At 64.5% G+C, this 21,229-nt stretch carries 19 protein-coding genes; 4 read left to right on the top strand and 15 right to left on the bottom strand.

Annotated features, from left to right (window positions below; all coding sequences use genetic code 11):
* Positions 1–30 precede the first annotated feature (30 nt).
* The 15 genes from HDIA_RS16335 to HDIA_RS16405 form a co-directional block, all read right to left on the bottom strand.
* Positions 31–1,317: an MGH1-like glycoside hydrolase domain-containing protein gene (locus tag HDIA_RS16335; RefSeq protein ID WP_099557129.1), complete on the bottom strand. Its 1,287-nt coding sequence runs from the start codon at positions 1,315–1,317 to the stop codon at positions 31–33.
* Complete coding sequence (locus tag HDIA_RS16340; protein WP_099557130.1) at positions 1,314–2,369, bottom strand: ABC transporter ATP-binding protein; 1,056 nt, start codon at positions 2,367–2,369, stop codon at positions 1,314–1,316. The genes HDIA_RS16335 and HDIA_RS16340 overlap by 4 nt, the downstream gene beginning before the upstream one ends.
* Positions 2,370–2,416: 47 nt before the next feature.
* A complete protein-coding gene (locus tag HDIA_RS16345) occupies positions 2,417–3,238 on the bottom strand; it encodes a carbohydrate ABC transporter permease (protein ID WP_099557131.1) in 822 nt (273 codons plus the stop codon).
* Positions 3,235–4,089, bottom strand: coding sequence for a carbohydrate ABC transporter permease (locus HDIA_RS16350; RefSeq protein ID WP_099557132.1), 855 nt, complete (start codon positions 4,087–4,089; stop codon positions 3,235–3,237). Before HDIA_RS16350 ends, HDIA_RS16345 begins: the two co-directional genes overlap by 4 nt.
* A 157-nt stretch (positions 4,090–4,246) precedes the next feature.
* On the bottom strand, positions 4,247–5,527 hold the full coding sequence (locus HDIA_RS16355; protein WP_099557133.1) for an ABC transporter substrate-binding protein: 1,281 nt from the start codon (positions 5,525–5,527) through the stop codon (positions 4,247–4,249).
* 57 nt (positions 5,528–5,584) lie between these two features.
* Positions 5,585–6,682, bottom strand: a complete 1,098-nt coding sequence (locus HDIA_RS16360; protein ID WP_099557134.1) for a LacI family DNA-binding transcriptional regulator — start codon at positions 6,680–6,682, stop codon at positions 5,585–5,587.
* 223 nt (positions 6,683–6,905) lie between these two features.
* On the bottom strand, positions 6,906–7,898 hold the full coding sequence (locus HDIA_RS16365; RefSeq protein WP_099558952.1) for an endonuclease/exonuclease/phosphatase family protein: 993 nt from the start codon (positions 7,896–7,898) through the stop codon (positions 6,906–6,908).
* A gap of 36 nt (positions 7,899–7,934) precedes the next feature.
* A complete protein-coding gene (locus HDIA_RS16370) occupies positions 7,935–9,008 on the bottom strand; it encodes a sn-glycerol-3-phosphate import ATP-binding protein UgpC (RefSeq protein ID WP_099557135.1) in 1,074 nt (357 codons plus the stop codon).
* 13 nt (positions 9,009–9,021) lie between these two features.
* On the bottom strand, positions 9,022–9,864 hold the full coding sequence (ugpE, locus tag HDIA_RS16375; RefSeq protein ID WP_099557136.1) for a sn-glycerol-3-phosphate ABC transporter permease UgpE: 843 nt from the start codon (positions 9,862–9,864) through the stop codon (positions 9,022–9,024).
* A 10-nt stretch (positions 9,865–9,874) separates the two neighbouring features.
* Complete coding sequence (locus HDIA_RS16380; RefSeq protein WP_099557137.1) at positions 9,875–10,756, bottom strand: ABC transporter permease subunit; 882 nt, start codon at positions 10,754–10,756, stop codon at positions 9,875–9,877.
* A gap of 259 nt (positions 10,757–11,015) precedes the next feature.
* Positions 11,016–12,314: an extracellular solute-binding protein gene (locus HDIA_RS16385; RefSeq protein ID WP_099557138.1), complete on the bottom strand. Its 1,299-nt coding sequence runs from the start codon at positions 12,312–12,314 to the stop codon at positions 11,016–11,018.
* A 313-nt stretch (positions 12,315–12,627) separates the two neighbouring features.
* Positions 12,628–13,872: a Zn-dependent hydrolase gene (locus HDIA_RS16390; protein ID WP_099557139.1), complete on the bottom strand. Its 1,245-nt coding sequence runs from the start codon at positions 13,870–13,872 to the stop codon at positions 12,628–12,630.
* Between the two features lie 3 nt (positions 13,873–13,875).
* Positions 13,876–14,754 carry an alpha/beta fold hydrolase gene (locus HDIA_RS16395; protein WP_099557140.1) on the bottom strand — a complete coding sequence of 293 codons (879 nt, stop codon included), beginning with the start codon at positions 14,752–14,754 and terminating at the stop codon, positions 13,876–13,878.
* A gap of 10 nt (positions 14,755–14,764) precedes the next feature.
* Positions 14,765–15,898 carry a pyridoxal phosphate-dependent aminotransferase gene (locus HDIA_RS16400; RefSeq protein WP_099557141.1) on the bottom strand — a complete coding sequence of 378 codons (1,134 nt, stop codon included), beginning with the start codon at positions 15,896–15,898 and terminating at the stop codon, positions 14,765–14,767.
* 25 nt (positions 15,899–15,923) lie between these two features.
* On the bottom strand, positions 15,924–17,336 hold the full coding sequence (locus HDIA_RS16405; RefSeq protein ID WP_245883904.1) for an amidase: 1,413 nt from the start codon (positions 17,334–17,336) through the stop codon (positions 15,924–15,926).
* Positions 17,337–17,632: 296 nt separating this feature from the next.
* Between HDIA_RS16405 and HDIA_RS16410 the strand changes: the two genes are divergently transcribed.
* The 4 genes from HDIA_RS16410 (at position 17,633) to HDIA_RS16425 (ending at position 21,193) form a co-directional block, all read left to right on the top strand.
* A complete protein-coding gene (locus HDIA_RS16410) occupies positions 17,633–18,640 on the top strand; it encodes an ABC transporter substrate-binding protein (protein ID WP_099558954.1) in 1,008 nt (335 codons plus the stop codon).
* Positions 18,641–18,798: 158 nt separating this feature from the next.
* A complete protein-coding gene (locus HDIA_RS16415) occupies positions 18,799–19,704 on the top strand; it encodes an ABC transporter ATP-binding protein (RefSeq protein ID WP_197708038.1) in 906 nt (301 codons plus the stop codon).
* Positions 19,701–20,450: an ABC transporter permease gene (locus HDIA_RS16420; RefSeq protein ID WP_099557142.1), complete on the top strand. Its 750-nt coding sequence runs from the start codon at positions 19,701–19,703 to the stop codon at positions 20,448–20,450. The genes HDIA_RS16415 and HDIA_RS16420 overlap by 4 nt, the downstream gene beginning before the upstream one ends.
* Complete coding sequence (locus HDIA_RS16425; RefSeq protein ID WP_099557143.1) at positions 20,432–21,193, top strand: ABC transporter permease; 762 nt, start codon at positions 20,432–20,434, stop codon at positions 21,191–21,193. The genes HDIA_RS16420 and HDIA_RS16425 overlap by 19 nt, the downstream gene beginning before the upstream one ends.
* Positions 21,194–21,229 lie beyond the last annotated feature (36 nt).

Here is a 21,229-nt window from a genome sequence, read left to right on the forward strand (position 1 = left end):
ATCGCCCGGCGGCCTTCTTCTTGGCCGGCCTCAGGCCTCGGCGCTTGTCAGTAGCTCCGCGATGATCGCCGCCGTCCAGGTGAAGTTGCCGCCGCCCAGACCTTCGCCGGTCGTCGGGTCGTAATATTCGGCAAAGCCGCTTTCCTCGATCAGCGCCATGCTGTCGGCAACCACTTCGCCTGCCACGTCGTCGAGCCCGCAGCGCCGCAAACCATCGATCAGCAGGTAGTTGACGATGATCCAGACCGGGCCGCGCCAGTAGCGCTTCGGCTCGAAGCGCGGATCGGCGGGATCATGGCTGGCAACGCCAAAGCGCGAACGCGCCCGCCATTCGCGGATCCGCTTCGCCAGCAGGCCCTGCTGCTGCGCAGTCCCAAGACCGGCGAGCAGCGGCAAAAGCCCGCCGACGGAAGCGCTGTCGACCAGCTTGCCCGCAACACGGTTGAGGCAGACGAACTGGCCATGCTTTTCGCTCCAGAGCCGCGCGAAGGCCTTGCGCGCTTTCGCTACCCGAGCCTCGGCAACCTCAGCAATCTCGGACGCACCAAGACGACGGGCGAGAGAGGCCAGATCCTCGTCGGCGCGGATCAGGATCGCGTTGAAGCCGGGATCGACCACCTGGAAGGGCGAGGCGTCATGCAACTGCGCATTGTCCCAGCCAAGGCTGCGAAAGCGCTGGACGAGCCACATGTAGCGGTCGTAATCGCTCCGATGCGGGCGATGCGAGGCATCGACGTGGGTCGTGTCCCGGCGGACATAAGGCTCCACCCCCTCGGTCGGCACACCGGCAAGCGCCTCGTCCCAGTCGATGGAATTGTCTCGCCCCGATTCCCACGGGTGCAGGATGGCGACGAGCCCTTCCCCCTTCGGATCGCGCATCGCATAGAACCATTCGTGCCAGGCGTTGGCCTTCGGCAGCATCGCCCTGGCGCGGTCCTCGGCTTTTGCCGTTTCGCGGCAAGTCTCAACAAGACGCCTCAGCACGAAGGCAAGAACCGGCGGCTGGGTGATGCCGGAGGTCGGCGTCGGACGTCCCGTCCTCCACACGCCGGGCCCCGGAAAATAGCCCTCGTCATCCACGTGGAAGACGATATGCGGCACCATGCCGTCGGGCCACTGGTGGGCCAGCAGCGTCTCGATCTCGGTGAAAGCTCGGTCCTCGTCGAAATGGCGCTGGCCGAGCGCGGTCAGGCAGCTGTCCCAATTCCACTGGAAGGGATAGAGCCCCTTGGTCGGGATGGTGTAGCTGCCGCGATCGTTTTCGAGCATCACGGAACGGGCGCGCTCGAAGGCCGCCGAACGGTCGATCCGGGTCATGCCGCAACTCCCGACGTGGCGACGGCCTTGCCGCTTTCAGCCTCGAACCAGCGCACGGTGCCGGGCCTCGGTGCCAGCGCGACGGCCGCACCCGACTTGACGTCCGCCTCGTTCGGAAGCACGGCCCTCAGCAGATGCCCATCGACATCGACCGAGACCAGCTTGTGAGGCCCGAGCGGCTCGACGACCCTGACCTTGCCGTGCAGCCCGTCTTCGGCAATGTCCATGTCTTCCGGCCGGATGCCGAGTTCCAGAGACCCTCCGCCGGCGGGCGCGGCGAGACGATAGCCAGCCACCTCCGCCTCGTTGCCGGAGCGCTTGGCGGGCAGGAAATTCATCGGCGGATTGCCGATGAAGCCGCCGACGAAACGGTCCGCCGGATTGGCATAGACGGTCGTTGCCGGCGCGGCCTGCACGATCCGGCCGCCGTTCATCACCGAAATGCGGTCGGCGAGCGACATCGCCTCCACCTGATCGTGGGTGACGTAGATCGTCGTCGTCTTGCTCTCGGCCAGAATGCCCTTGAGTTCGGCCCGCATCTCGAGCCGCAGCAGGGCGTCGAGGTTGGAGAGCGGCTCGTCCATCAGGAGCACGGACGGCTCGACGGCAAGCGCCCGCGCCACCGCGACGCGCTGGCGCTGGCCGCCGGAAAGCTGCGCCGAATAGCGCTCCAGATAGGGATCGATGTGCATGAGCGTCGCCGCCCGGGTCACCTTGTCCTTGATGTCGGCCTCGCTCACCTTCTTCATGCGCAAGCCGAAGGCGATATTCTCGAAGACGGTCATGTGCGGGAAAACGGCGTAGTTCTGGAACACCATCGCGATGCCCCGCTCGCGCGGCGGCAGGTGATCCACACGCCGTCCACCGATGGACACCTCGCCGGAGGACAGCGTCTCCAGCCCGGCGATGATGCGCAAAAGCGTGGTCTTGCCGCAGCCCGAGGCTCCGAGCAGGACCATGAATTCCTGGTCCTTGATGGTGAGGTCGATGTCGTGGAGCGCCGTGTGGCTCCCGAAGCGTTTGGCAACGCTCTTGATGACGATGTCTGCCATGACGTTTGGTCCCGAATGGCGCAATGAGGCTCTTCGATCCGCCGTTGTCAGCGGTTCGAAATGCCCCAGAGCGAGAAGAGATATTTGCGCACGAGGAAGAGGAAGATTAGCGCCGGCAACACCAGCACGAAGGCGCCGGCGAACTTGAGCGGCAACGGCGAGACGTCGATGCTCGTCAACAGAAACGCTGTCAGCGTCTGGTTGCGCACGGTCAGCACAGACGCCGCGAAGACCTCGTTCCACGAGGTGACGAAGGCAAAGACGCCGGAGGCCGCGATGCCCGGCACCGCGAGCGGCAGCACGATCTTGCGAAAGGCCTGGAGCCGCGTGCAACCGAGCGTCCAGGCCGCCTCTTCCAGTTCCAGCGGAATGCCCTCGAACAGCGAAGCCGTGATCAGCACCGCGAAGGGCAGTGCCAGTGTCGTATGCACGAGGGCAAGCCCCAGCGCGCTGTCGTCGAGGCCGAAGCGGATGTAGTAGACCGCGAGCGGCAGGGCGAGCAGCGGCAGCGGAAAGGCGCGCGTCATGATTACGAGCAGCCGGAAGGCCCCTTGCCCCTTGAAGCGGAAGCGCGCCAGTGCATAGCCTGCCGGCGCGCCGAGCCCGATGGACAGGAGCATCGTCAGGACCGCCACCAGCACCGAGTTGACGAGGGCCTGCGCGACGCCCGCGTAGCCCGCAAAGAAGCTCAGGCTCTCAAGGTCGAAGGACGGAAAGAAGGACTTCGGCCAGGCCGTCACCTCGGCGGGGGAATCCAGCGTGTTGACGACCAGAAGATAGATCGGCAGCAGCACCCACAGGATGAGCACTCCGGTGGCGATGCGCAGCGGCCAGCGGCCGAAGCCGGCGGACGATGTCACGGTACTCATGCCGTCTCTCCTTTCGTCCGGTCGCGCAGCAGCCAGAGGATCGCGACGGTGAAGGCGATCGAAAGGCCGAGAACGATCATCGCGTAGGCGGCGGCGCCCTTGCTGTCCTGCAGGTTGAACTGCCACTCGAAGGTCTCGCCCATGAGCACTGGCAGGTTGGAACCGGCCAGAACCGCGACGACCGCGAAGACCTCGAAGGAAAGAATGACGCGCAGGATCAGCGCCGTCTGGAGGCTGGGCCTCAGCAGCGGCAGGGTGATCTTGCGAAAGCGCGTCCAGCGCCCGGCGCCAAAGACCTCGGCCGCCTCGTGATATTCCTTCGGGATCAGCCCCATGCCGGCGACGAGAATGACGAGGATGATCGCCGTCGCGCGCCAGATTTCGGCAGCGACCACAGCAACAAAGAGCGCCGGAAGATTGTTGTAGGTCAGAAGGTTCTGCGGTCCGTCGATCAGCCCGAGCGCATGCAGGAATCCGTTGAGGAAGCCGTTCTGTTCCAGGATCGCGAGCCACACGATGCCGGCGGCAAGATCGGAAATGCCGAGCGGGATCGTGAAGATGTAGAGGACGACGTCCCGCCCCGCCTTCAGCGACATGACGAGGCTCGCCATCGCGAGCGCCAGCGCAAGCTGGATCGGCACGACGAGGGCCGTCAGCGTCAGCGTGTTGGTGATCGCCGGCCAGAACTTCCAGTCGAAGGCGATGGACTGGAAATTGGCAAAGCCAAGCTCTCCGCCGGGCCCGGTAAAGGCCTCGACTGCCACGCCGAAGAAGGGCAGCAGGAAGAAGACGAGGAGAAAGGCCGTGGCCGGCAGAAGCAGCAGATACGGCAGGGTTCGGACGTTATTCATCTTGTTGTCCCGAATGGGAAGTCTGGTGCCAGCGGTGGGAAGATTGGCCAACGCGCCGGATCGTGGGCGTCTACCATGGGAGCGCCAGCAGGCTGGACAGACCGGATCGTCCCCCTCCCGAAACGGGAGGGGGACATCGTCGTTTGGAACCGGGTGATTACTCGACCGGGCAGGCACCCTCGCTGGCCGCGTCCGGCGCCCAGCAGGGAGCCCCGCTCTGCTTCATGATCGCGGCAAGCGCCTGGGCCTGCTGGTTCAGCACGTCCGGGATCGGCTGGCCGGCGAGCACGATGCGCTGGAAGGTGTCGGTATAGACCTTGTTGAACTTGCCGTTCGCTTCGCCAAGCCCGGTCGGCAGCAGCGTGTTGACGCCATCGGCGGCCTTGGCCTGCGCGGCGATGGCAGGCTGGAAGGCCTTGGCGCTCGCCTGCGCATCATCGGGCAGCGTCAGGTCGACGACCGGGAAGAAGCCGGTGGCCTTGAGGGTCGCCGCCTGCGCCTCGGGCGTCAGCAGATAGGCGATCAGCTTCTTGGCCGTCTCCGGATCGGGCGAGGTCTTCGGGATGGCAAGACCGGCGACCACCGGCATGTTGCCGCGACCGGCCGGGCCGGCGGGCACCGGGAAGGCGACAAAGTCGTCCGGCTTTTCGTTGAACGCCTGCTTCAGGCGCGCGGCGTGGTCCCAAGCGATCCAGACGTCGCCGGTCAGCAGCGGCTCCTGCATGAAGGCGTAGCTGGTCGCGGCCGGATTCACCTGCTCCCAAAGCGTCTTGAACGAGGCCCACATGTCCTCCGCTTCCTTGGAGCGGAATTTGGTGACCACGGAATTGGTGTAGGAGGGATAGAGATACCCCTCGAAGAAGCGGTGCATCAGACCCTTCGGACCAGCCGGAAAGCCGAGCTTCTTGGAGCCGGTCGCCTCGTTGACGGCTTTCGCCCAGGCGGCAAGCTGGTCGTAGGTGAGTGCGTTGAGGTCGGCGCCCTCGGGCAGATACTGCAGCGCCTTCTTGTTGGCGGCCATCAGATAGGTCGCCTGCATCCACGGCACATAGTGGGCCTCGCCCATGCCGAGCTTGGACAGATCCATGAAGGCCGGGCTGATCGTATCGGTCCCGGCAGTGCCGGAAATCGGCGTCAGGCCATCGGCAAAGCTCGCGAACTGGCCATGCAGCGCGCCGAGGAGGCCGATGGCGCCGGAGCCGGCCTCAAGTTCGGCCTGAACGCGCGTCATGAAGGGCGCGCCGTCCTGGCTCTTGAAGCTGACCGACAGACCGGAACCGGCGAGAACATCGTCGCGCACGGCCTGGGCTTCCTCCACCGGCGCTGCCTGACTGGAGAAAAACAGGAGATCGTCGGCACGGGCCGTGCCGGCCTGAAGGCTGACGCCTGCGACGGCGATCGCTGCGACGCTTAAGAGCGAAGTCTTGACGGGTTTCATGTGGTTCCTCCCTTTCTTGAACAAAAGACGATTTGAAGGTTTGGAGCGCCGAACCGCTCAGGGTGTCTTGCGGCCGGGCTGGTGCCGGCGCTCGGGGCTGGCGGCCCTGCGGGCAAGCGGATCGGGCGCCGGCCCATGGCTGCCGCGCGGAATGAAGGTCGGCGCGATGAGCCGCGGCGGCACGGCGTCGTTGCCGGCCGTGATCGCCATCTCCAGCATTTCAGCGATCGAGGCCGTCACCTCGCGGATGCGCTGGCTGAAGGTGGTGAGCGCGGGCCCCGCATAGGCTGCGGTCGGCACGTCGTCGAAGCCAGTAACCGACAGGTCGCGCGGGATGACGAGGCCGCGTTGACGAGCCGCTTCCATGGCGGCAAAGGCAAGACGGTCGGTAAGACAGACGATGGCTGTCGGGCGCGGGTCGAGATCGAGCAGCCGGGCAACCGCGGCAACAACCGCCTCGCGGTTCGCGACATCCACCTCGACGCTAGCGTTCGGATCGAGCGCAAGGCCGCGATCGGCCAGCCCCTGCTCCAAACCGAGACGGCGAAAATGCGCGTAGGTGTAGGGCAGATCGGGACCGAGCACGGCAAACTGCGTGTGGCCGAGATCGGCCAGAAGATGCGCCAGATCGCGGAAGGCATCCTCGCCACTGGTGTCGATCCAGGGAAATTGTAGGTCGTGATCGAGCACGCGGCCGTGTGCGACGAAGGGCACCTTGCGCTCGATCAGAAAGCGCACGCGCGGATCGTCCCTTGTGATGCGGTTGATCACCACGGCGTCCGCCGAAAGGCCGTCCACCATGTGGCGCAGCGTGTCCATGTCGCTGTGGTCCGGCGGCACGGCGGCAAGAAAGAGATCGAGCTGACGGCGCGTCAGGTTCTCCGAGAGGCCAACCATGAACTCGCCCATGAAGGCGTCGATCACCTCGCCGGAACGCAACGGCAGTACCATGCCGATGAAATTGCTGCGGCCGGAGACGAGCATGCGGCCCATGCGGTTCGGCACGTAGCCATGGGCGGCGGCGGCCTCCATGACGCGCTGGCGCGTGGCCTCGCTGACGTCGGAATAGCCGGCCATGGCGCGCGAGACGGTCGTGACCGAGAGATTGAGTTCGGCCGCGATATCCTTCAGTCCGATGGGCCGACGCTTCGCCATTCTCTCCCCGTTCCCGCTCTTCGGCTTGTCCGTTTCTGGCCCGTTGTCAGGACCGGTGGCGCCGATATTTGATGGGGGAGTCGTAATCCAAAACGTTTTCGGGATCAATCCAAAACGTTTTGGTTCATTGGTATGAGAAATCAACCGAGGGCTTCGGGGTCAAAAAATGCGGGTCAAGACTTGCGGGAGCCTGGCGCAACCGGACGCGGCCAAACCGTTGGGGTCAGATCGAAAATCCCTCGATCCGGCAGACGATCATGTCGTGATCGGAAAGCGGCGTGCCGTCGTCGTCGAGCGAGGGCACGATGGCGCTGGAGCCGATCGCAAGCCCGCGCGACAGGAACCAGTCGAGCTTCATCGCCCGGTCCGGATGGCGGGTGATCAGGCTCGGCCGGGTCGTCATCTGGTCCATGGGACCGCTGTGGCGGAGAAAGCCGCGCGCCGCGCTTGCGGCAAAGAGGCCTTCCTTCTCGAAATCGCCGCCGATGTGATTGCCCGTGTTGAGATCCCCGCCAATGAGGATCGGCAGCCCCGGCGCATGGGCTTCGACGGCATCGATCAGAGCCATTATCTGGCGCTCGCGGTAAGGACTGTCGGCATTGCTTTCCAGATGCACCGAGACGGCCACGAAAGGCCCCTCCTCCGTCTCGATGACGGCACCGACCGCCATGCGCTCGCCGATGCGCGACTGCTCGCCGCCACCGAACCAGACACGCTCGCCGGGAAGCCGAAACAGGAACGGGCGAACCAGCGGGCCCGCTGCCAGCAACCCGTTGCCGTGAAAGCCCTTCTCGTTGCTGGCGTCCTTGCAGAACTGCCGTTCCGACTGCGAACCGAGCCCAAGCTCCAGAAACTCGACACCATAGGCGTAGGCCATGCCGAGGGCATCCGCGACGGCCGCCGTCGTGTGGCGCTGGCCGCTGCGCGACATGCCGTCGTCCATCTCCGACAAGAGAACGACCGAGGCGCCACTTGCCGCGATCTTCGCCGCCGAGCGCTCGGGGAACAGGCAGCGCTCCAGGTTCCAGGCCGCAACCGTGAGCGGGAACCCAAGCGGTGCCATCTCCTTCGCGCTGCCGGCAACCTCGACGGCGCCGAAGCAATCAAGCCCGGCCATCGCCTTGTCATGCGCCGCGACCGAAGGCTCCAATGCTGCCAGCGCCTCACGCTCGCGGGTCGTTGGCACCGCAAGAGCTGCCACCGTCTTGTCGATGATCACGATTGTGCTCCGGGAGAATGAAAATGAGACCGGTCAGGCGGCAAGGCTGCTGGCGCGGGCAAAACGCTCGCCCGTCGCCTTGTCGAAGACATGCAGCGCCGAAGCGTCGAAGGCGACGGTCATCTCGTCGGCGAGCGGGATCGCCGGCGACAGCGCCATCGTCAGCGGTTGCCCCTCGATCTGCCCATGCACCAGACGCTGCGCGCCGAGTTCCTCCACATAGGTGACCCGGACGGGGATGCCCGTCCCGCCGAGAGCGGCCGGACGAAGGTCTTCCGCCCTGACGCCGACCGTCACCTCGCCCCGGACATCCGGCATCGGACACGGCCCGAGACGGCTCTGGCCGACGCGGATCTCGCCGGCCTCCACGGTCGCCTCGATCAGGTTCATGGCCGGCGATCCGATGAAGCTCGCGACAAAAGTCGAGGCCGGGGAATGATAGACCTCGAGCGGCGTGCCGATCTGCTCGATCTTGCCGCCGTTGAGCACGACCAGACGGTCGGCCAGCGTCATCGCTTCGAGCTGATCGTGCGTCACGTAGACGGAGGTCACACCAAGCCGCCGCTGAAGCTGACGGATTTCGCCGCGCATCGAAACGCGCAGCTTGGCATCGAGGTTGGAGAGCGGCTCGTCGAAGAGGAAGGCCTCCGGCTGGCGCACGATCGCCCGCCCCATGGCGACGCGCTGGCGCTGGCCGCCGGAAAGCGCGCGCGGCTTGCGGTCGAGATAGGGTTCCAGCTGCAGCATCCGCGCCGCCTCGGCCACCCGCTCGGCGATTTCCTGCTTCGGCATGCGGCGGTTCTTCAGGCCATAGGCGAGATTGCCGTGCACGGTCATGTGCGGATAGAGCGCGTAGTTCTGGAACACCATGGCGATGTCGCGGTCGGCGGGGTCGAGATCGTTGACGACCCGATCCCCGATCTTGACCTCGCCGGTGGTGATGGTCTCCAGGCCGGCGATCATCCGCAGCAGCGTGGACTTGCCGCAGCCGGACGGGCCGACCAGCACGATGAACTCGCCGTCAGCGATATCGATCGAGACGCCTTTGACCGCTTCGAAATTGCCGAAATAGACCTTGCGGACGGTGTCGAGGGTAATGGTAGCCATGGTGCGATACGTCTCACTTGTCGCTTTCGGTCAGGCCCTTGATGAACCAGCTCTGGAAGATGACGACGACCAGAACCGGCGGCAGCATTGCGAGGACCGCAAGCGCAAAAGCCTGATTGTAATCGGGAATCTGTGCGCCGACCCAGACGAGCAGGATCTGCTTGATGCCGCGCACGAGGGTGAAGAAGCTCTCGTCGGTCGTCATCAGCATCGGCCAGAGATACTGGTTCCAGCCGTAGACGAACATGATGACGAAGATCGCCGCGATCATGTTGCGCGACAGCGGCACGAGAACGTCGATGAAGAACTTGACCGGCCCCGCTCCGTCGATGCGCGCCGCTTCCAGGAGTTCGTCCGGCACCGACTTGAAGAACTGGCGGAAGTAGAAGGTGCCGGTCGCCGAAGCGAGCAGCGGAACGACGAGCCCGGTATAGGTGTCGACGAGGCCGAGCCTGGTCATCACCTCGTAGGAGGGCAGGATGCGCACCTCAAGCGGCAACAGCAGCGTCGTGAAGATCATCCAGAAGAAGACAACGCCCATGCGGAAGCGGAAATAGACGATGGCATAGGCCGCCAGCATGGAAAGGACGATCTTGCCGACGGCAAAGCCGATGCCGAGGATGAAGGAGTTCTTCAGCATGGCGAGCCCCGTCACCTTGCCGGTGAAGCCGCCCTTCTCGAACAGCACCTTGTCGTAGGTCTCCGCGAAATGATCGCCCCAGGTCGCCATCAGCCCCTGCATGTGGACCTCGACGGCGGTGTGCGTGGAGGTGAGAAAGGCCACGACCACCGGCCCGATCATGAAGAGGACACCGAGGATGAGGATCAGGTGATCGAAGATGCGCGTTCGGTTCATCGCCCGGCCCTCAGTTGTAGTGGACGCGCCGCTCGATAAAGCGGAACTGGAAGAAGGTAAGGACGAGGACAACGATCATCAGGATCACCGACTGGGCCGAGGAGCCGCCGAGATCGTTGCCGCGGAAGCCGTCCATGTAGACCTTGTAGACAAGCGTGATCGGGTTGTTCGCCGCCTTGTCCTTCACGGTCGTGTCGATGATGCCGAAGGTATCGAAGAGCGCGTAGGTGACGTTGATGATCAGCAGGAAGAAGGCCGTCGGCGAAAGCAGCGGCAGCACCACCGTCCAGAAGCGGCGGAAGCCCGAGCGGCAGTCGATCGAGGCCGCCTCGACGATCGAGGCCGGGATGCCCTGAAGACCCGACAGGAAGAAGATGAAGTTGTAGGGAATCTGCTTCCACACCGCGATCGTGATCATGGTGATCGCCGTGTCCCAATAGTTGATCCCGACCTTCATGTCCCAGCCGAACATGGCCGCAAGCTTCACGAAGGGGCCGACATGCTGGTCGAAGAACATCACGCCGATGAGGCCGGCGACCGGCGGCGCCACGGCATAGACGGAGATCAGCAGCGTCTTGTAGGCGCTCGCCCCGCGCAGGACCTTGTCGGCCTTCACCGCCAGCAGGAGCCCTATCGCCAACGAGAAGACCGTCACCAGCACCGTGAAGAGGACGGTGAAATTGGCGATCTTCAGGTATTCCGACGAGGCGAAGATATCGCGGTAGTTGTCGAGACCGACAAAGGACGAGCCAAAGCCGAAGGGGTCCTCCAGATAGAAGGACGACTGGATCGCCTGGGCGGACGGCCAGTAGAAGAAGATGAAGACCACCGCCATCTGCGGCAGCAGAAGCAGATAGGGCAAAAGGGGACGGGAAAACTGTACGCGCTTCATGGGCCGGGATGTTCCGGTTTCGGGAGGCGGGCGGAACTCGTGCCTGCCTCATTCCCTCGCTCGGCTCAGTGTCATTCCCGGCCAAGGCCGAAAGGCCAAGGGGAAGGGAATCCAAAAGCCGGCGACGGAACGCATTGATTGAAGTCTGGATCCCCTTCCCTCGCCGAATGGACATTCGGCTCGCCGGGGATGACACAAGAAAAACGGCAGACATCCGGGCACGCAGGCCCGGATGTCCGAATTGAAGTCCGGTTGGTAATCAGCCAGACGTCTTGGCGAAGCGGGCGAGCAGTGCGTCGCCTTCCTTCTTGATCGTCTCCATGGCGTCCTTGACGGTGGTCTCGCCGGCGAAGATACGGCCGTACTCGCGCTCCATGACTTCACGGATCTGCGGGTAGAAGCCCATGCGGTAGCCCTTGTCCCATTCGGCGCCCGGCAGCGAAAGCTGCTGGATGCCAACTTCGGCGACCGGCTTCTCCTTGTAGTAGCCTTCTTCCTTGGCCATCTCGTAGGCGGCCTTGGTGATCGGCACGTAGCCGGTCGCCTTGTGCCAGAAGACCTGGATTTCCGGCGAGGTCAGGAACTGGAAGAAGGAGGCTGTGCAGTTGTTTTCCGCTTCCGGCTTTCCAGCCATGGCAAAGAGCGCCGCGCCGCCGATGAACGAGTGCACACCGGCGCCCTTGATCGAGTTCCAGTAGGGCAGGAAGGTTGCCGAGAAAGGCATTTGGGCGGTCTTCTGCAGGCCGCCGAAGGAGCCCGACGAGCCGATCCAGAGCGCGGCCTTGTTTTCCTCGAAGACCTTCTGGTTGTCCGACCAGCCGGCGCCGTAATAGCCGAAGTAGCCCTCGTCGGACCAAGCCTTCAGCTTGTCGTACATCATCACGTGGTTCGGATCGGTGACGTTGATCGTCGTGTCGATGACGCTGTCGTAGCCGTTGTTGTTCGATGCGAACTGGATGTTGTTGCGCGAGAAGAAGTTCTCGGTGAACTCCCAGGTCAGCTGCGACTGGACGAGCGGAACGTAGCCGGCGGCCTTGAGCTTCGGCGCGATCGCCTCGAACTCTTCCCAGGTCTTCGGCGCCTCGACGCCGGCCTTCTTCAGGGCCTCGTCGTTGATGTACATGATCGGCGCCGAGGAGTTGAACGGCATGCCGATGAACTTGCCGTCGCTGTCGGCATAGAAGTAGCGCACGCCGTCGATGAAGGCGTTGCGGTCGAAGTCGTGACCAGCGGCCTTGATCAGGTCCTCCGCCGGGATGGCCGCGCCCTTGGCGTTGATGATGGTCGCGGCGCCGGCATCGAAGACCTGCAGGATGTTGGGCTGCTCGCCGGAGCGGAAGGCGGCGATGCCGGCGGCAAGAGCCTCCTCATAGGTGCCCTTGGAGACCGGGGTCAGGCTGCAGGCGCTCTGCGAGTCGTTGAATTTCTTCGAGATTTCGTTGATCACGTCGCCATTGTGGCCGCTCATGCCATGCCACCAGGTGATTTCGGTGGCGGCGTGCGCCGTCGAGCTCAGGATGGCAAGCGAAAGGCTTGCAGCAAGGGTCTGCTTGATCATGGTTTTGACCTGCCGTTAGGGATTGGACCGAGGCAGGTGTACGGATGTCAGATGACAGTTTCCCAAAGCTATTGTGACAATTATTTGTCGATTCAATTCTCAAAACATGAGAATTACCCTTAGCTGTCAAACAATATATATCCAATAATACACGAGATTGTGCAGAAATTATTATTTCACCAGCAAAATAACGACGCGGAAATTCACTTCACAGTCGTCGCGATCGATCAAAAATTGAGCACTGAGCCCGGGTACCCATGCAGTCCGAACGAGGATCGGGACCGTGGATCGCTCTCGCCGCTGCCAGGAATGCTCACTCCGAAGCCAGTTTCGAGATGACATCCAGGAGCACGTTTGCGCCCGCCGTGACGTGTTCCGGCTCGGCCCATTCCTCCTCGGCGTGGCTGACGCCGTCCCGGCAGGGAATGAAGATCATGGCGCTCGGCGCCAGCGGCGCCATGTGCCGGGCATCGTGGCCGGCGGCCGAGAGGAGCCGCAGGAAGGCAATGCCGCGCGCAACCGCCGACGCCTCGATGAGATCGCCGATCACCGGATCGAAGCCGTTCGAGGGCGCGTCCACCAGCGGCACGATATCGACCGAACAGCGCCCCGCGCCGTCGCGGCAGATGCGTTCCAGCAAGGCCCCTGCCGCATCGAGACGCCCGTTGTCCGGGTGGCGCAGGTCGACGGAAAAGGTCACCCGCGAGGGAATCACCGACGGCGCGTTGGGTTCGACCACGACGCGGCCGATCGTGAAGCGCATGTCGTCGTCGCCAGCGCCGATTTCGTCATACAGCCGCGCGGCGATGCGGGCAAAGGCGGCGAGCGCGTCCCGGCGATCCGCAGGTGGAACCGTACCGGCATGGCCCTTCTCGCCGGAAACGACGATCCGCCACGTCTTCTTGCCCTGAATGCCGGCGACGATGCCGATGGGGCAGTTCGCCGTCTCCAGCATCGTTGCCTGCTCGATATGCGGCTCGACATAGGCCGCGAAGGGAAAGCCGAGCGCGCGCTGCGGCACGTCCGGGAATGCCGCGTGAAGACGGTCGATCTCGGCGCCCACCGCAATGCCTTCCGCATCCACGACGGCGCGGATGGCATCGAGCGAGCGAACGCCGGCAAAGACCTCCGAGCCCATCATGCCCGGCGCAAAGCGCGAGCCTTCCTCGTTCATCCACGCGACGACCGCGATATCCCGCTTTGGCGTGACACCGGCCTCGTGCAGCCGCGTCACGGCTTCCAGCGCTGCCAGCACACCGAAGGCACCATCGAACTTGCCACCCGTCGGCTGGCTGTCGAGATGACTGCCGGCAAGCACGGGCAAGGCACCCGGATCGGCCCCTTTCAGTGTCAGAAACAGGTTGCCGACCGGATCGGTCGATGGCGCAAGCCCCACCGCCCTGCCCCAGCCGATCACCAGCCGCCAGGCCTCGATCTCGCCGTCGCTGAGGGCCTGCCGGTTGACCCCGCCGCCCGGCAGCGCACCGATCTCGGCAAGGCGCATCAGGCGCAACCAGAGCCGGTCGCCATCGACGGAAAGGCTGGGACTGGCGGTCATCGGTCAGTCCGTCCGCATGATCTGGGCCGGATTGGCGCGCGGGTCGCGCTCGCCCCAGCGTCCGGCCTCCACCTGCGCCAGGAAATCGGCCAGCAGGAGATTGAAGAAGATGGGTTCTTCGAGGTTCAGCGTGTGGCCGGTCTTCGGCAGAATCGCGAGGCCCGCCGCAGGTAGCACCCGCTTCAGGAACAGCCCCGGCTTCAGGCAGTGGTCGTCCTCGTCGCCGACCATGACGAGGGTCGGCACCATCATCTCTTTCAGTTCGGCTTCGAGATCGTAATAGGACGGCCGCCGCGCCTGCACGCCGCGCATGGTCATCGCCGCGCCGAGCGAGGAATGGGTCGCAAGGCGATCGGCAAAGGCCTGCCAGCCGCGCGGGTCCTTGTTCTGGAACTGCACCCGGCTTGCCCCGAGGGCGTAAACCTTGGCAAAGGCCTCCGAACCCTGCTTTTCGAAATTGTCGGCGACGTTGAGCGAGACCTGCCGGAAATACTCCTCCGTCTCCTTCTCGCAGCCGTAGCCTGCGCCCGCGACGGTGAGCGACAGGCAGCGCTCCGGCGCGATGAGGCCGACATGCAGCGTCGCGAAACCTCCCATCGACAGGCCGACGATATGCGCCTTGTCGATGCCGAGCCCGTCCAGCACATCAACGGCATCCTCCGCCGCGATCCGCTGCGAATAGCGCTCGATATCCTCGGGCACGTCGGACGGCGGATAGCCCCGCGCCGCATAGGTGATCACGCGGTGATTGCGGGCAAAGTGAGTAAGCTGCGGCTCCCAGGAGAGATGATTGCCGCCGAACTCGTGGATGAAGAGGATCGGCGTGCCGCTGCCGGCTTCCTCGACGTGAAGACGGGTCCCATCGCGTGCAGTGACGAACATGTCGTTCTCCTCAGAACTGCGACTGGACGTCGTTGATGGTGCGCGCGGTCTCGATCGCCTTGGGCAGCACGGCGCAGAACTTCTCCGCCCAGGCCTTGGGCACCGTCGTCGACACCTTGATGAAGCGGTCGCCGAAGGTCTCGGTGTGGTAGCTTCCCTGCCGGATCATGACGCCCTCGCGGGAGAAGGCCGCCACCAGCGCCTCCGGGCGAAGGCCGCTCTCCGTCGTCTCGATCACCAGGAAATTGCCCTGGGACGGCCACACCGGCAGCGAGAAGCCGGGCAGCTTGGCAAAGGCGCCCCGGATCATCGCCTTGTTGGCGGCATCGATGGCAAGCACACTGGCCATCCAGTCCCTCTTGACCCGGAGCCCAGCTTCGGCGGCCCGCTGCGCGATGACGGAGGACCCGAGAACCCCCGAGGCATAGGGCGCCACGGCTTCGAGCAACTCTTGCCGCGCAACGAGCGCTCCGACGCGAAGGCCGGCAAGGCCGAGCCACTTGGAAAAGCTCATCGAAACGATGGAGACATCCGGCGCCACCGTGATGGCGGGCGTATGATCGCTCGCAAAATCCCGGTAGGTGCAGTCATGCACGAGCAGCGCCCCGCAGGAGCGGGCGATCTCGGCGAAGGCCTCGATCTCCTCCCCGGGATAGGTGATGCCGAGCGGATTGTTCGGGTCGACGAGATAGATGATCGCCGTCCGCTCATCGACATGGGCCGCGAGCGCCTCGGGCGTCAGCCGATAGTTGCAGGCCGGATCGTAGATCGGGATGCGGATCACCTCGGCGCCCATCTGCTCAGCGAACTGGCACGGCCATTTCCAGGTGGGGTCGGTCGTCACGAAGGTCGTGCCCGGGCGGCAATGCGCGCGCGTCACCATGGCGAGCGCGTTGACGCCGCCCTCGGTCACGATGGCCTCAACGCCGTCGACGCCGAAATCCGCGATGATTGCCTTGCGCAGGGATTCAAAGCCGAGCGGCGGCGCATAGGCGTTGAATTCCAGCGCCGCGACCGAGGCCGTGATCGCCTCGATCACAGCCGGATGGGCCGGAATGTGGTTGGTGTTCTGCCCCATCCAGGCCAGATCCGGCGTGGCAAAAAGGTCGTCGAAATAGCGGTTGCGGACAAGCATGTCGGACATGAATGGGCTTTCGTCTTGCGTCGCGTCAGGAAAGGTCAGGGCTAAGGCGGTGATGCGTCGTCACCTGCTGGTAGGCGTGTCCCGCACGGCAGATGAGGCCCTCGTCGAAGGCCTTGCCGGCAAACTGGAAGGCGATGGGAATGCCGGCCGAACTCTGCCCGCAAGGCAGCGTGATGGTCGGCAGACCGGCGACATCGAAGGGCGCGGTGAACGGACCGATGGCGAGGATCGCCGCCGGGTCCTCGCCGAGCGAGGCCATGAAGTCGAGACTGGGACCGGCGACGGGCAGCGCCGGGCAGAGATAAAGATCGATCCCGGCCATCATCGCCGCCATCTCGCCCCGGAAACGGCGGCGGGCCTCCTGCGCGCGCGCCAAATCGAAGGCCGTATAGCGGTGACCACGCTCCAGGAGGGACGAGAGGCGCTCGCCATAGTCGGTCTTGCGCGCGGGATAGGTGTCGGCGTGCGCCAGCGCCGCCTCGACGGCGCATTCCACCGCCCAGCCGTGCAAAATGGCGTCCGTTTCGGGAAAACGGACGGGAACGATCTGTGCTCCGAGCCGGCGCACGACCTCAAGCGCAGCTTCGATTGACGCCAGCACCTCGCCGTCGGCCTTGCGGGCGATAAGATCGCGGTCGACGCCGATCTTCAGGCCCGCGATGCCGCCGTCGATGCCGGCAAGATAGTCGGGAACCGCCGTAACGGATGCCGTCGGGTCATGGCTGTCGGCACCTGCGATCACGGAAAGGATCGCCGCCGCATCTGCCGCGGTGCGGGCCATCGATCCGACATGGTCGAGCGAATGGGCCAGCGGAAAGACACCGTGCCGCGAAACCCGCCCCCAGGTCGGCTTGATGCCGGTGACGCCGCAACAGGCGGACGGCAGCCGGATCGAGCCTCCGGTGTCCGTGCCGAGCGAGCCGTAGCAAAGACGGCTGGCGAGCGCGACGCCGGAGCCAGACGAGGAATTGCCCGTCCAGTGCTTCGCGCCATAGGGGTTTATCGGTTCGACGACGCTCGGGTGATAGCCCGCGTAGACGCCTTCGGTCAGCGTCAGCTTGCCAAGAAGAACGGCACCGGCCGCCTCCAGCCGGCGGATGACCGTCGCATCCTCCGGCGCGGTCCAGTCGTCGAAGACCGTCGTGCCGAAGCGCGTCGGCATGCCTTTGGTCCAGAAGACATCCTTCACGGCAATCGGAATGCCGTGCAGCGGGCCGCGATCCGTCCCCGAGGCACGCTCGCGGTCCATCGCCTCGGCGCGCGCCAGCGCCGCGTCGGCCGCAACATGCACATAGGCATGCAGCCGGCCGTCATGGCGCTCGATGCGATCGAGCATCGCCTGCGTCAGCGCGCGCGACGAGGTCTTGCCGGCGCGAAGCGCCCCGGCAGCCTCCATCAGGCTGAGATCGGCAAGGGAATCAAGGATGTCGTCGTTCACGATGCGGCCAGGAGAAACGGCGCCGCGGAAGCGTTCGGCGCCCGATTTGAACTCTCATTATACAAAACACGGATTTTTGGATAATCAATGCCCATATTTCAGGCGGCACATGCGCAGGAGGCAGTCAATTCCGCACAGATACGGACCCTTGCACGCAAGAAGACCGGCCTCGAGTCCACCACACGAAGCCCAGAACCGGCGGCAATCCGGCACGCGCCGTCGATTGGCATGCATATTGATAGGCGATTTCTGCATACATGAATTTCGACATGCATTGCCAACGTGAGGGGACCTTCATGCGATCCATCAAAAGCCGCCTAGCCGCTGCCGCCGTTGCGACGATTGCCTCGGTCGCAACGCTCCTGCCCGCACACGCCGGGGAGGCGGTCTCCGTCCGCCTCAAGTGGCTGCCGCAGGCCCAGTTCGCCGGTATCTACGTCGCCAAGGCCAAGGGCTTCTACGAGGAAGCCGGCATGGACATGACCATCAATCCGGGCGGCCCGAACCTCAATGCCGAAACCCTCGTCGGGTCCGGCAACGACACCTTCGGCATCGCCAGCGGCACCGAGGGCGTTCTTTATGCCCGCGAAAAGGGCCTGCCGATCGTCTGCATCGGCATGGACCAGCAGGTCACGCCCTTCGCCTTCGTCACCTACGACGACTCAGGCATCAATTCGGTCAAGGACTTCAAGGGCAAGAAGGTCGCCGTCTGGTTCACCGGCGTCCAGTACACGCTCTATTCGGTGCTGGCCGCCAACGGCCTGTCCAAGGAAGAGGTCGACATCGTCTCCCAGCCCTTCTCGATGCAGCCCTTCATCGACAAGCAGTATGACGTGGCGACCGTCACGCTCTACAACGAGTTGAACACCCTGAAGGAACAGGGCATCAACAACATCAAGCTCTTCATCCCGGACGACAGCGGCATCACCACCCAGCAGGACTCGATCATCACCTCCGAGACGATGATCAAGGAAAAGCCGGAGATGGTGCAGGCCTTCCTCGATGCCACCCTCAAGGGCTGGAAATACGCCTTCGAGAACAAGAAGGAGGCCGTCGACATCATCATGGCCGCCGCCGATGGCCTCGACCGCACCCACCAGGAACTGATGCTCGACAAGGTCCAGGAGCTGATGACCTCCAACCTCGGCGGCACCGTCGGCCTCGGCACGCTCGACATGAAGTCGATCGAGGCGGTCCAGGAACGTCTGCTCGGGTTTGAGGCTCTCAAGGCGCCGGTCGATCTCTCCAAGGCCTTCGACACCAGCTTCGGCGAGAAGGTTCCGGACGAGAACAAGAAGCTCTGAGCTTTTCCGAAACGCCCACCGTTTTGCCGGTTGCTCCCCTGTTACCGGCCAAACTGCCCGCGCCGGATCGTGCCCGAGATGGCGCGGGCCCCTTGCCCAACACGATCAGCCGGCGGCGCATCGCCCGCCTGGCACGGTTTTCGGATCCTGGAACGACGATGACAGCTCTCAAAGGAGCCACCTTGCAGATGGACGATCCAACGCCCGAGGTCGCCGACCAGGAGGCGCCCTCCTCCGGCATCGCAAAGGCCCAGCCCGAGGTAGGCCCGCCCCTCGTCGAGATGGTCAATGTCTGGAAGCGCTTTGGCCAAGGTGCAGGCGAGACCGTGGCGCTTGCCGGCGTCGACCTTGCCATCCAGCCCGGCGAATTCGTCACGCTGATCGGCCCGTCCGGCTGCGGCAAGTCCACGCTCTTCAACATGATCGCCGGCCTCACCGACACCGATTCGGACGGCTCGGTCGTTTTCAAGAACAAGCCGCAGCGCGACGGCGAACTGCTCGGCAAGGTCTCCTTCATGCCGCAAAAGGACCTGCTCTTTGCCTGGCGCACGGTGCTGGACAACGCGACGCTTGCCCTTGAGATCGAGGGCGTGCCGCGCGCCAAGGCCCGCGCAAGAGCCGAGGCGATGTTCCCCGAGTTCGGCCTCGCCGGCTTTGAAAAGCACTATCCCCACCAGCTTTCCGGCGGCATGCGCCAGCGCGTCGCCCTGATGCGCACCTTCCTCTTCGAGCGCGAACTGATGCTGCTCGACGAGCCCTTCGGCGCCCTCGACGCCCTGACGCGCGCGATGATGCAGCGCTGGCTCCTGGAAATCTGGGAAAAACACCGCCGCACGGTGCTGTTCATCACCCATGACATCGACGAGGCGATCTTCCTCGGCGACAAGGTGGTGGTCATGACCGCCCGTCCCGGCCGCATCAAGACCGTTGAGACCATCGACCTGCCGCGTCCGCGCGGCGCCGAGGTGATCACCTCGCCGGAATTCATCGAGATCAAGCGCCGCCTGCTTGGCATCGTCGAGGAAGAAAGCCTGAAGAGCTTTGCAAGCGCGGGCGCCTCATGACGATCCGGGGCTTTCTCCAATCGCCTGCGATGGCCATCCTCGTGCTGGCCCTCATCTGGCTCGCCGTCGTGCCGGTGCTCGGCATCTCGCCGCGCATCCTGCCGCCGCTTCAAACCGTTCTCGCCGACGGCTGGAAGATCGCGCCGGGTCTGGCATCAAGCTTCCTGCGCACGCTCACCGAGACCCTTTTGGGTTTTGCCGCCGGCGCGGCCTTCGGCTTCCTCTGCGGCACCGGCTTTTCCTATGTCCGCTTCCTGGAGCGCTCGCTCTTTCCGATCTTCGTTGCCTCGCAGACGGTCCCGGTCATCGCCTTCGGCGCGGTCGTGGTCATCTCCTTCGGCAACACCATCCTCGCCAAGGTCGTGATTGCCTTCTATCTCACCTTCTTCCCCGTGACCGTGAACACGCTGCGCGGCCTCAGGTCGGCCGATCCGCAGAAGATCGACCTGTTGCAGAGCTTCGGCGCCAGCCGCTTCCAGATCTTCTGGAAATACGCCCTGCCCTCGGCGCTTCCTACCATCTTCGTGGGCCTCAAACTCGGCATCGCGCTCAGCCTCATCGGCGCCATGGTCGGCGACTGGTTCGGCGAAACCGTCGGCCTCGGCGTCCTGCTGCTCCAGGCGATGTATATGGAGCAGGTCCCCCGCATCTGGCTGCTCATCATCGTCTGCGGCGCTCTCGGCGGCATGCTCTATGGCGCGCTCGTCCTCATCGAACGGAGGTTCATATGGTGGCGCGGCGACTGACCGATATGGCGCTGAGCGCCTGGCCCGTGGTCGCGGGGCTCGCCGCGCTGCTCCTCGTCTGGGAAGGCAGCGTGCGCCTTTTCGACATCCCGACCTTCGTCCTGCCCGGCCCCTTCGCGATCCTCGGCACGATGGTCCTCAAATCAGGCTCGCTCCTGCCGCAACTCGCCATCACGCTCGGCGAAGCCCTCGGCGGCTTTGGCATCGGCTCCGTCATCGGATTGGCCTTCGCCATCGTCCTGGTGCTCGCCCCGCCGCTGGAGCGGGCCTTGCTGCCGATCGTGGTCATGCTGAATTCCGTGCCCTCGGTCGCCTTCGTGCCGCTGGCGCTGATCTGGTTTGGGCTCGGCGTTTCGTCGAAGATCGCGCTCGCGGCCCTCGCCGTCAGCTTCGCCGTCCTGCTCAACGCCCTGCAGGGCCTGAAGAAGCCCGAGGCCGAGAGCATCAACCTCATGCGCAGCTTCGGCGCCGGACCGCTCGGCATCCTCTGGCGCCTGCGCCTGCCGGCGGCGATGCCCGCCATCGTCACGGGCCTGCGCGTCGGCCTTGCCCGCAGCACGATCGCCGTCATCGTTGCGGAAATGATGGGTGCCTATGCGGGCATCGGGCAGGTTATCTACCAGTCTACCGCGCAGATCGACTATCTTGCCGTCTGGGCGGCGGTCTTCCTCTCCTCCCTCGGCTCCCTGGCGCTCTACGGCGTCCTCACCCTCATCGACAATCGCCTCGTCTGGTGGCGGTGACTTGCATGCAGAAAATAGATATATGCATACAAACGA

Origin of the sequence: Hartmannibacter diazotrophicus, from assembly GCF_900231165.1 — a bacterium.
In the GTDB taxonomy this organism is placed as follows: Bacteria; Pseudomonadota; Alphaproteobacteria; order Rhizobiales; family Pleomorphomonadaceae; genus Hartmannibacter; species Hartmannibacter diazotrophicus.

Bases quoted from the DNA above. Each gene is read 5' to 3' on its own strand.
- HDIA_RS16360 (WP_099557134.1), bottom strand. From the start codon at position 6,682: ATGGCGAAGCGTCGGCCCATCGGACTGAAGGATATCGCGGCCGAACTC.
- HDIA_RS16380 (WP_099557137.1), bottom strand. From the start codon at position 10,756: ATGAAGCGCGTACAGTTTTCCCGTCCCCTTTTGCCCTATCTGCTTCTG.
- HDIA_RS16420 (WP_099557142.1), top strand. From the start codon at position 19,701: ATGACGATCCGGGGCTTTCTCCAATCGCCTGCGATGGCCATCCTCGTG.
- HDIA_RS16410 (WP_099558954.1), top strand. From the start codon at position 17,633: ATGCGATCCATCAAAAGCCGCCTAGCCGCTGCCGCCGTTGCGACGATT.
- HDIA_RS16425 (WP_099557143.1), top strand. From the start codon at position 20,432: ATGGTGGCGCGGCGACTGACCGATATGGCGCTGAGCGCCTGGCCCGTG.
- HDIA_RS16370 (WP_099557135.1), bottom strand. From the start codon at position 9,008: ATGGCTACCATTACCCTCGACACCGTCCGCAAGGTCTATTTCGGCAAT.
- ugpE (WP_099557136.1), bottom strand. From the start codon at position 9,864: ATGAACCGAACGCGCATCTTCGATCACCTGATCCTCATCCTCGGTGTC.
- HDIA_RS16340 (WP_099557130.1), bottom strand. From the start codon at position 2,369: ATGGCAGACATCGTCATCAAGAGCGTTGCCAAACGCTTCGGGAGCCAC.
- HDIA_RS16395 (WP_099557140.1), bottom strand. From the start codon at position 14,754: ATGTTCGTCACTGCACGCGATGGGACCCGTCTTCACGTCGAGGAAGCC.
- HDIA_RS16385 (WP_099557138.1), bottom strand. From the start codon at position 12,314: ATGATCAAGCAGACCCTTGCTGCAAGCCTTTCGCTTGCCATCCTGAGC.
- HDIA_RS16350 (WP_099557132.1), bottom strand. From the start codon at position 4,089: ATGAATAACGTCCGAACCCTGCCGTATCTGCTGCTTCTGCCGGCCACG.
- HDIA_RS16415 (WP_197708038.1), top strand. From the start codon at position 18,799: ATGACAGCTCTCAAAGGAGCCACCTTGCAGATGGACGATCCAACGCCC.
- HDIA_RS16345 (WP_099557131.1), bottom strand. From the start codon at position 3,238: ATGAGTACCGTGACATCGTCCGCCGGCTTCGGCCGCTGGCCGCTGCGC.
- HDIA_RS16355 (WP_099557133.1), bottom strand. From the start codon at position 5,527: ATGAAACCCGTCAAGACTTCGCTCTTAAGCGTCGCAGCGATCGCCGTC.
- HDIA_RS16400 (WP_099557141.1), bottom strand. From the start codon at position 15,898: ATGTCCGACATGCTTGTCCGCAACCGCTATTTCGACGACCTTTTTGCC.
- HDIA_RS16390 (WP_099557139.1), bottom strand. From the start codon at position 13,872: ATGACCGCCAGTCCCAGCCTTTCCGTCGATGGCGACCGGCTCTGGTTG.
- HDIA_RS16335 (WP_099557129.1), bottom strand. From the start codon at position 1,317: ATGACCCGGATCGACCGTTCGGCGGCCTTCGAGCGCGCCCGTTCCGTG.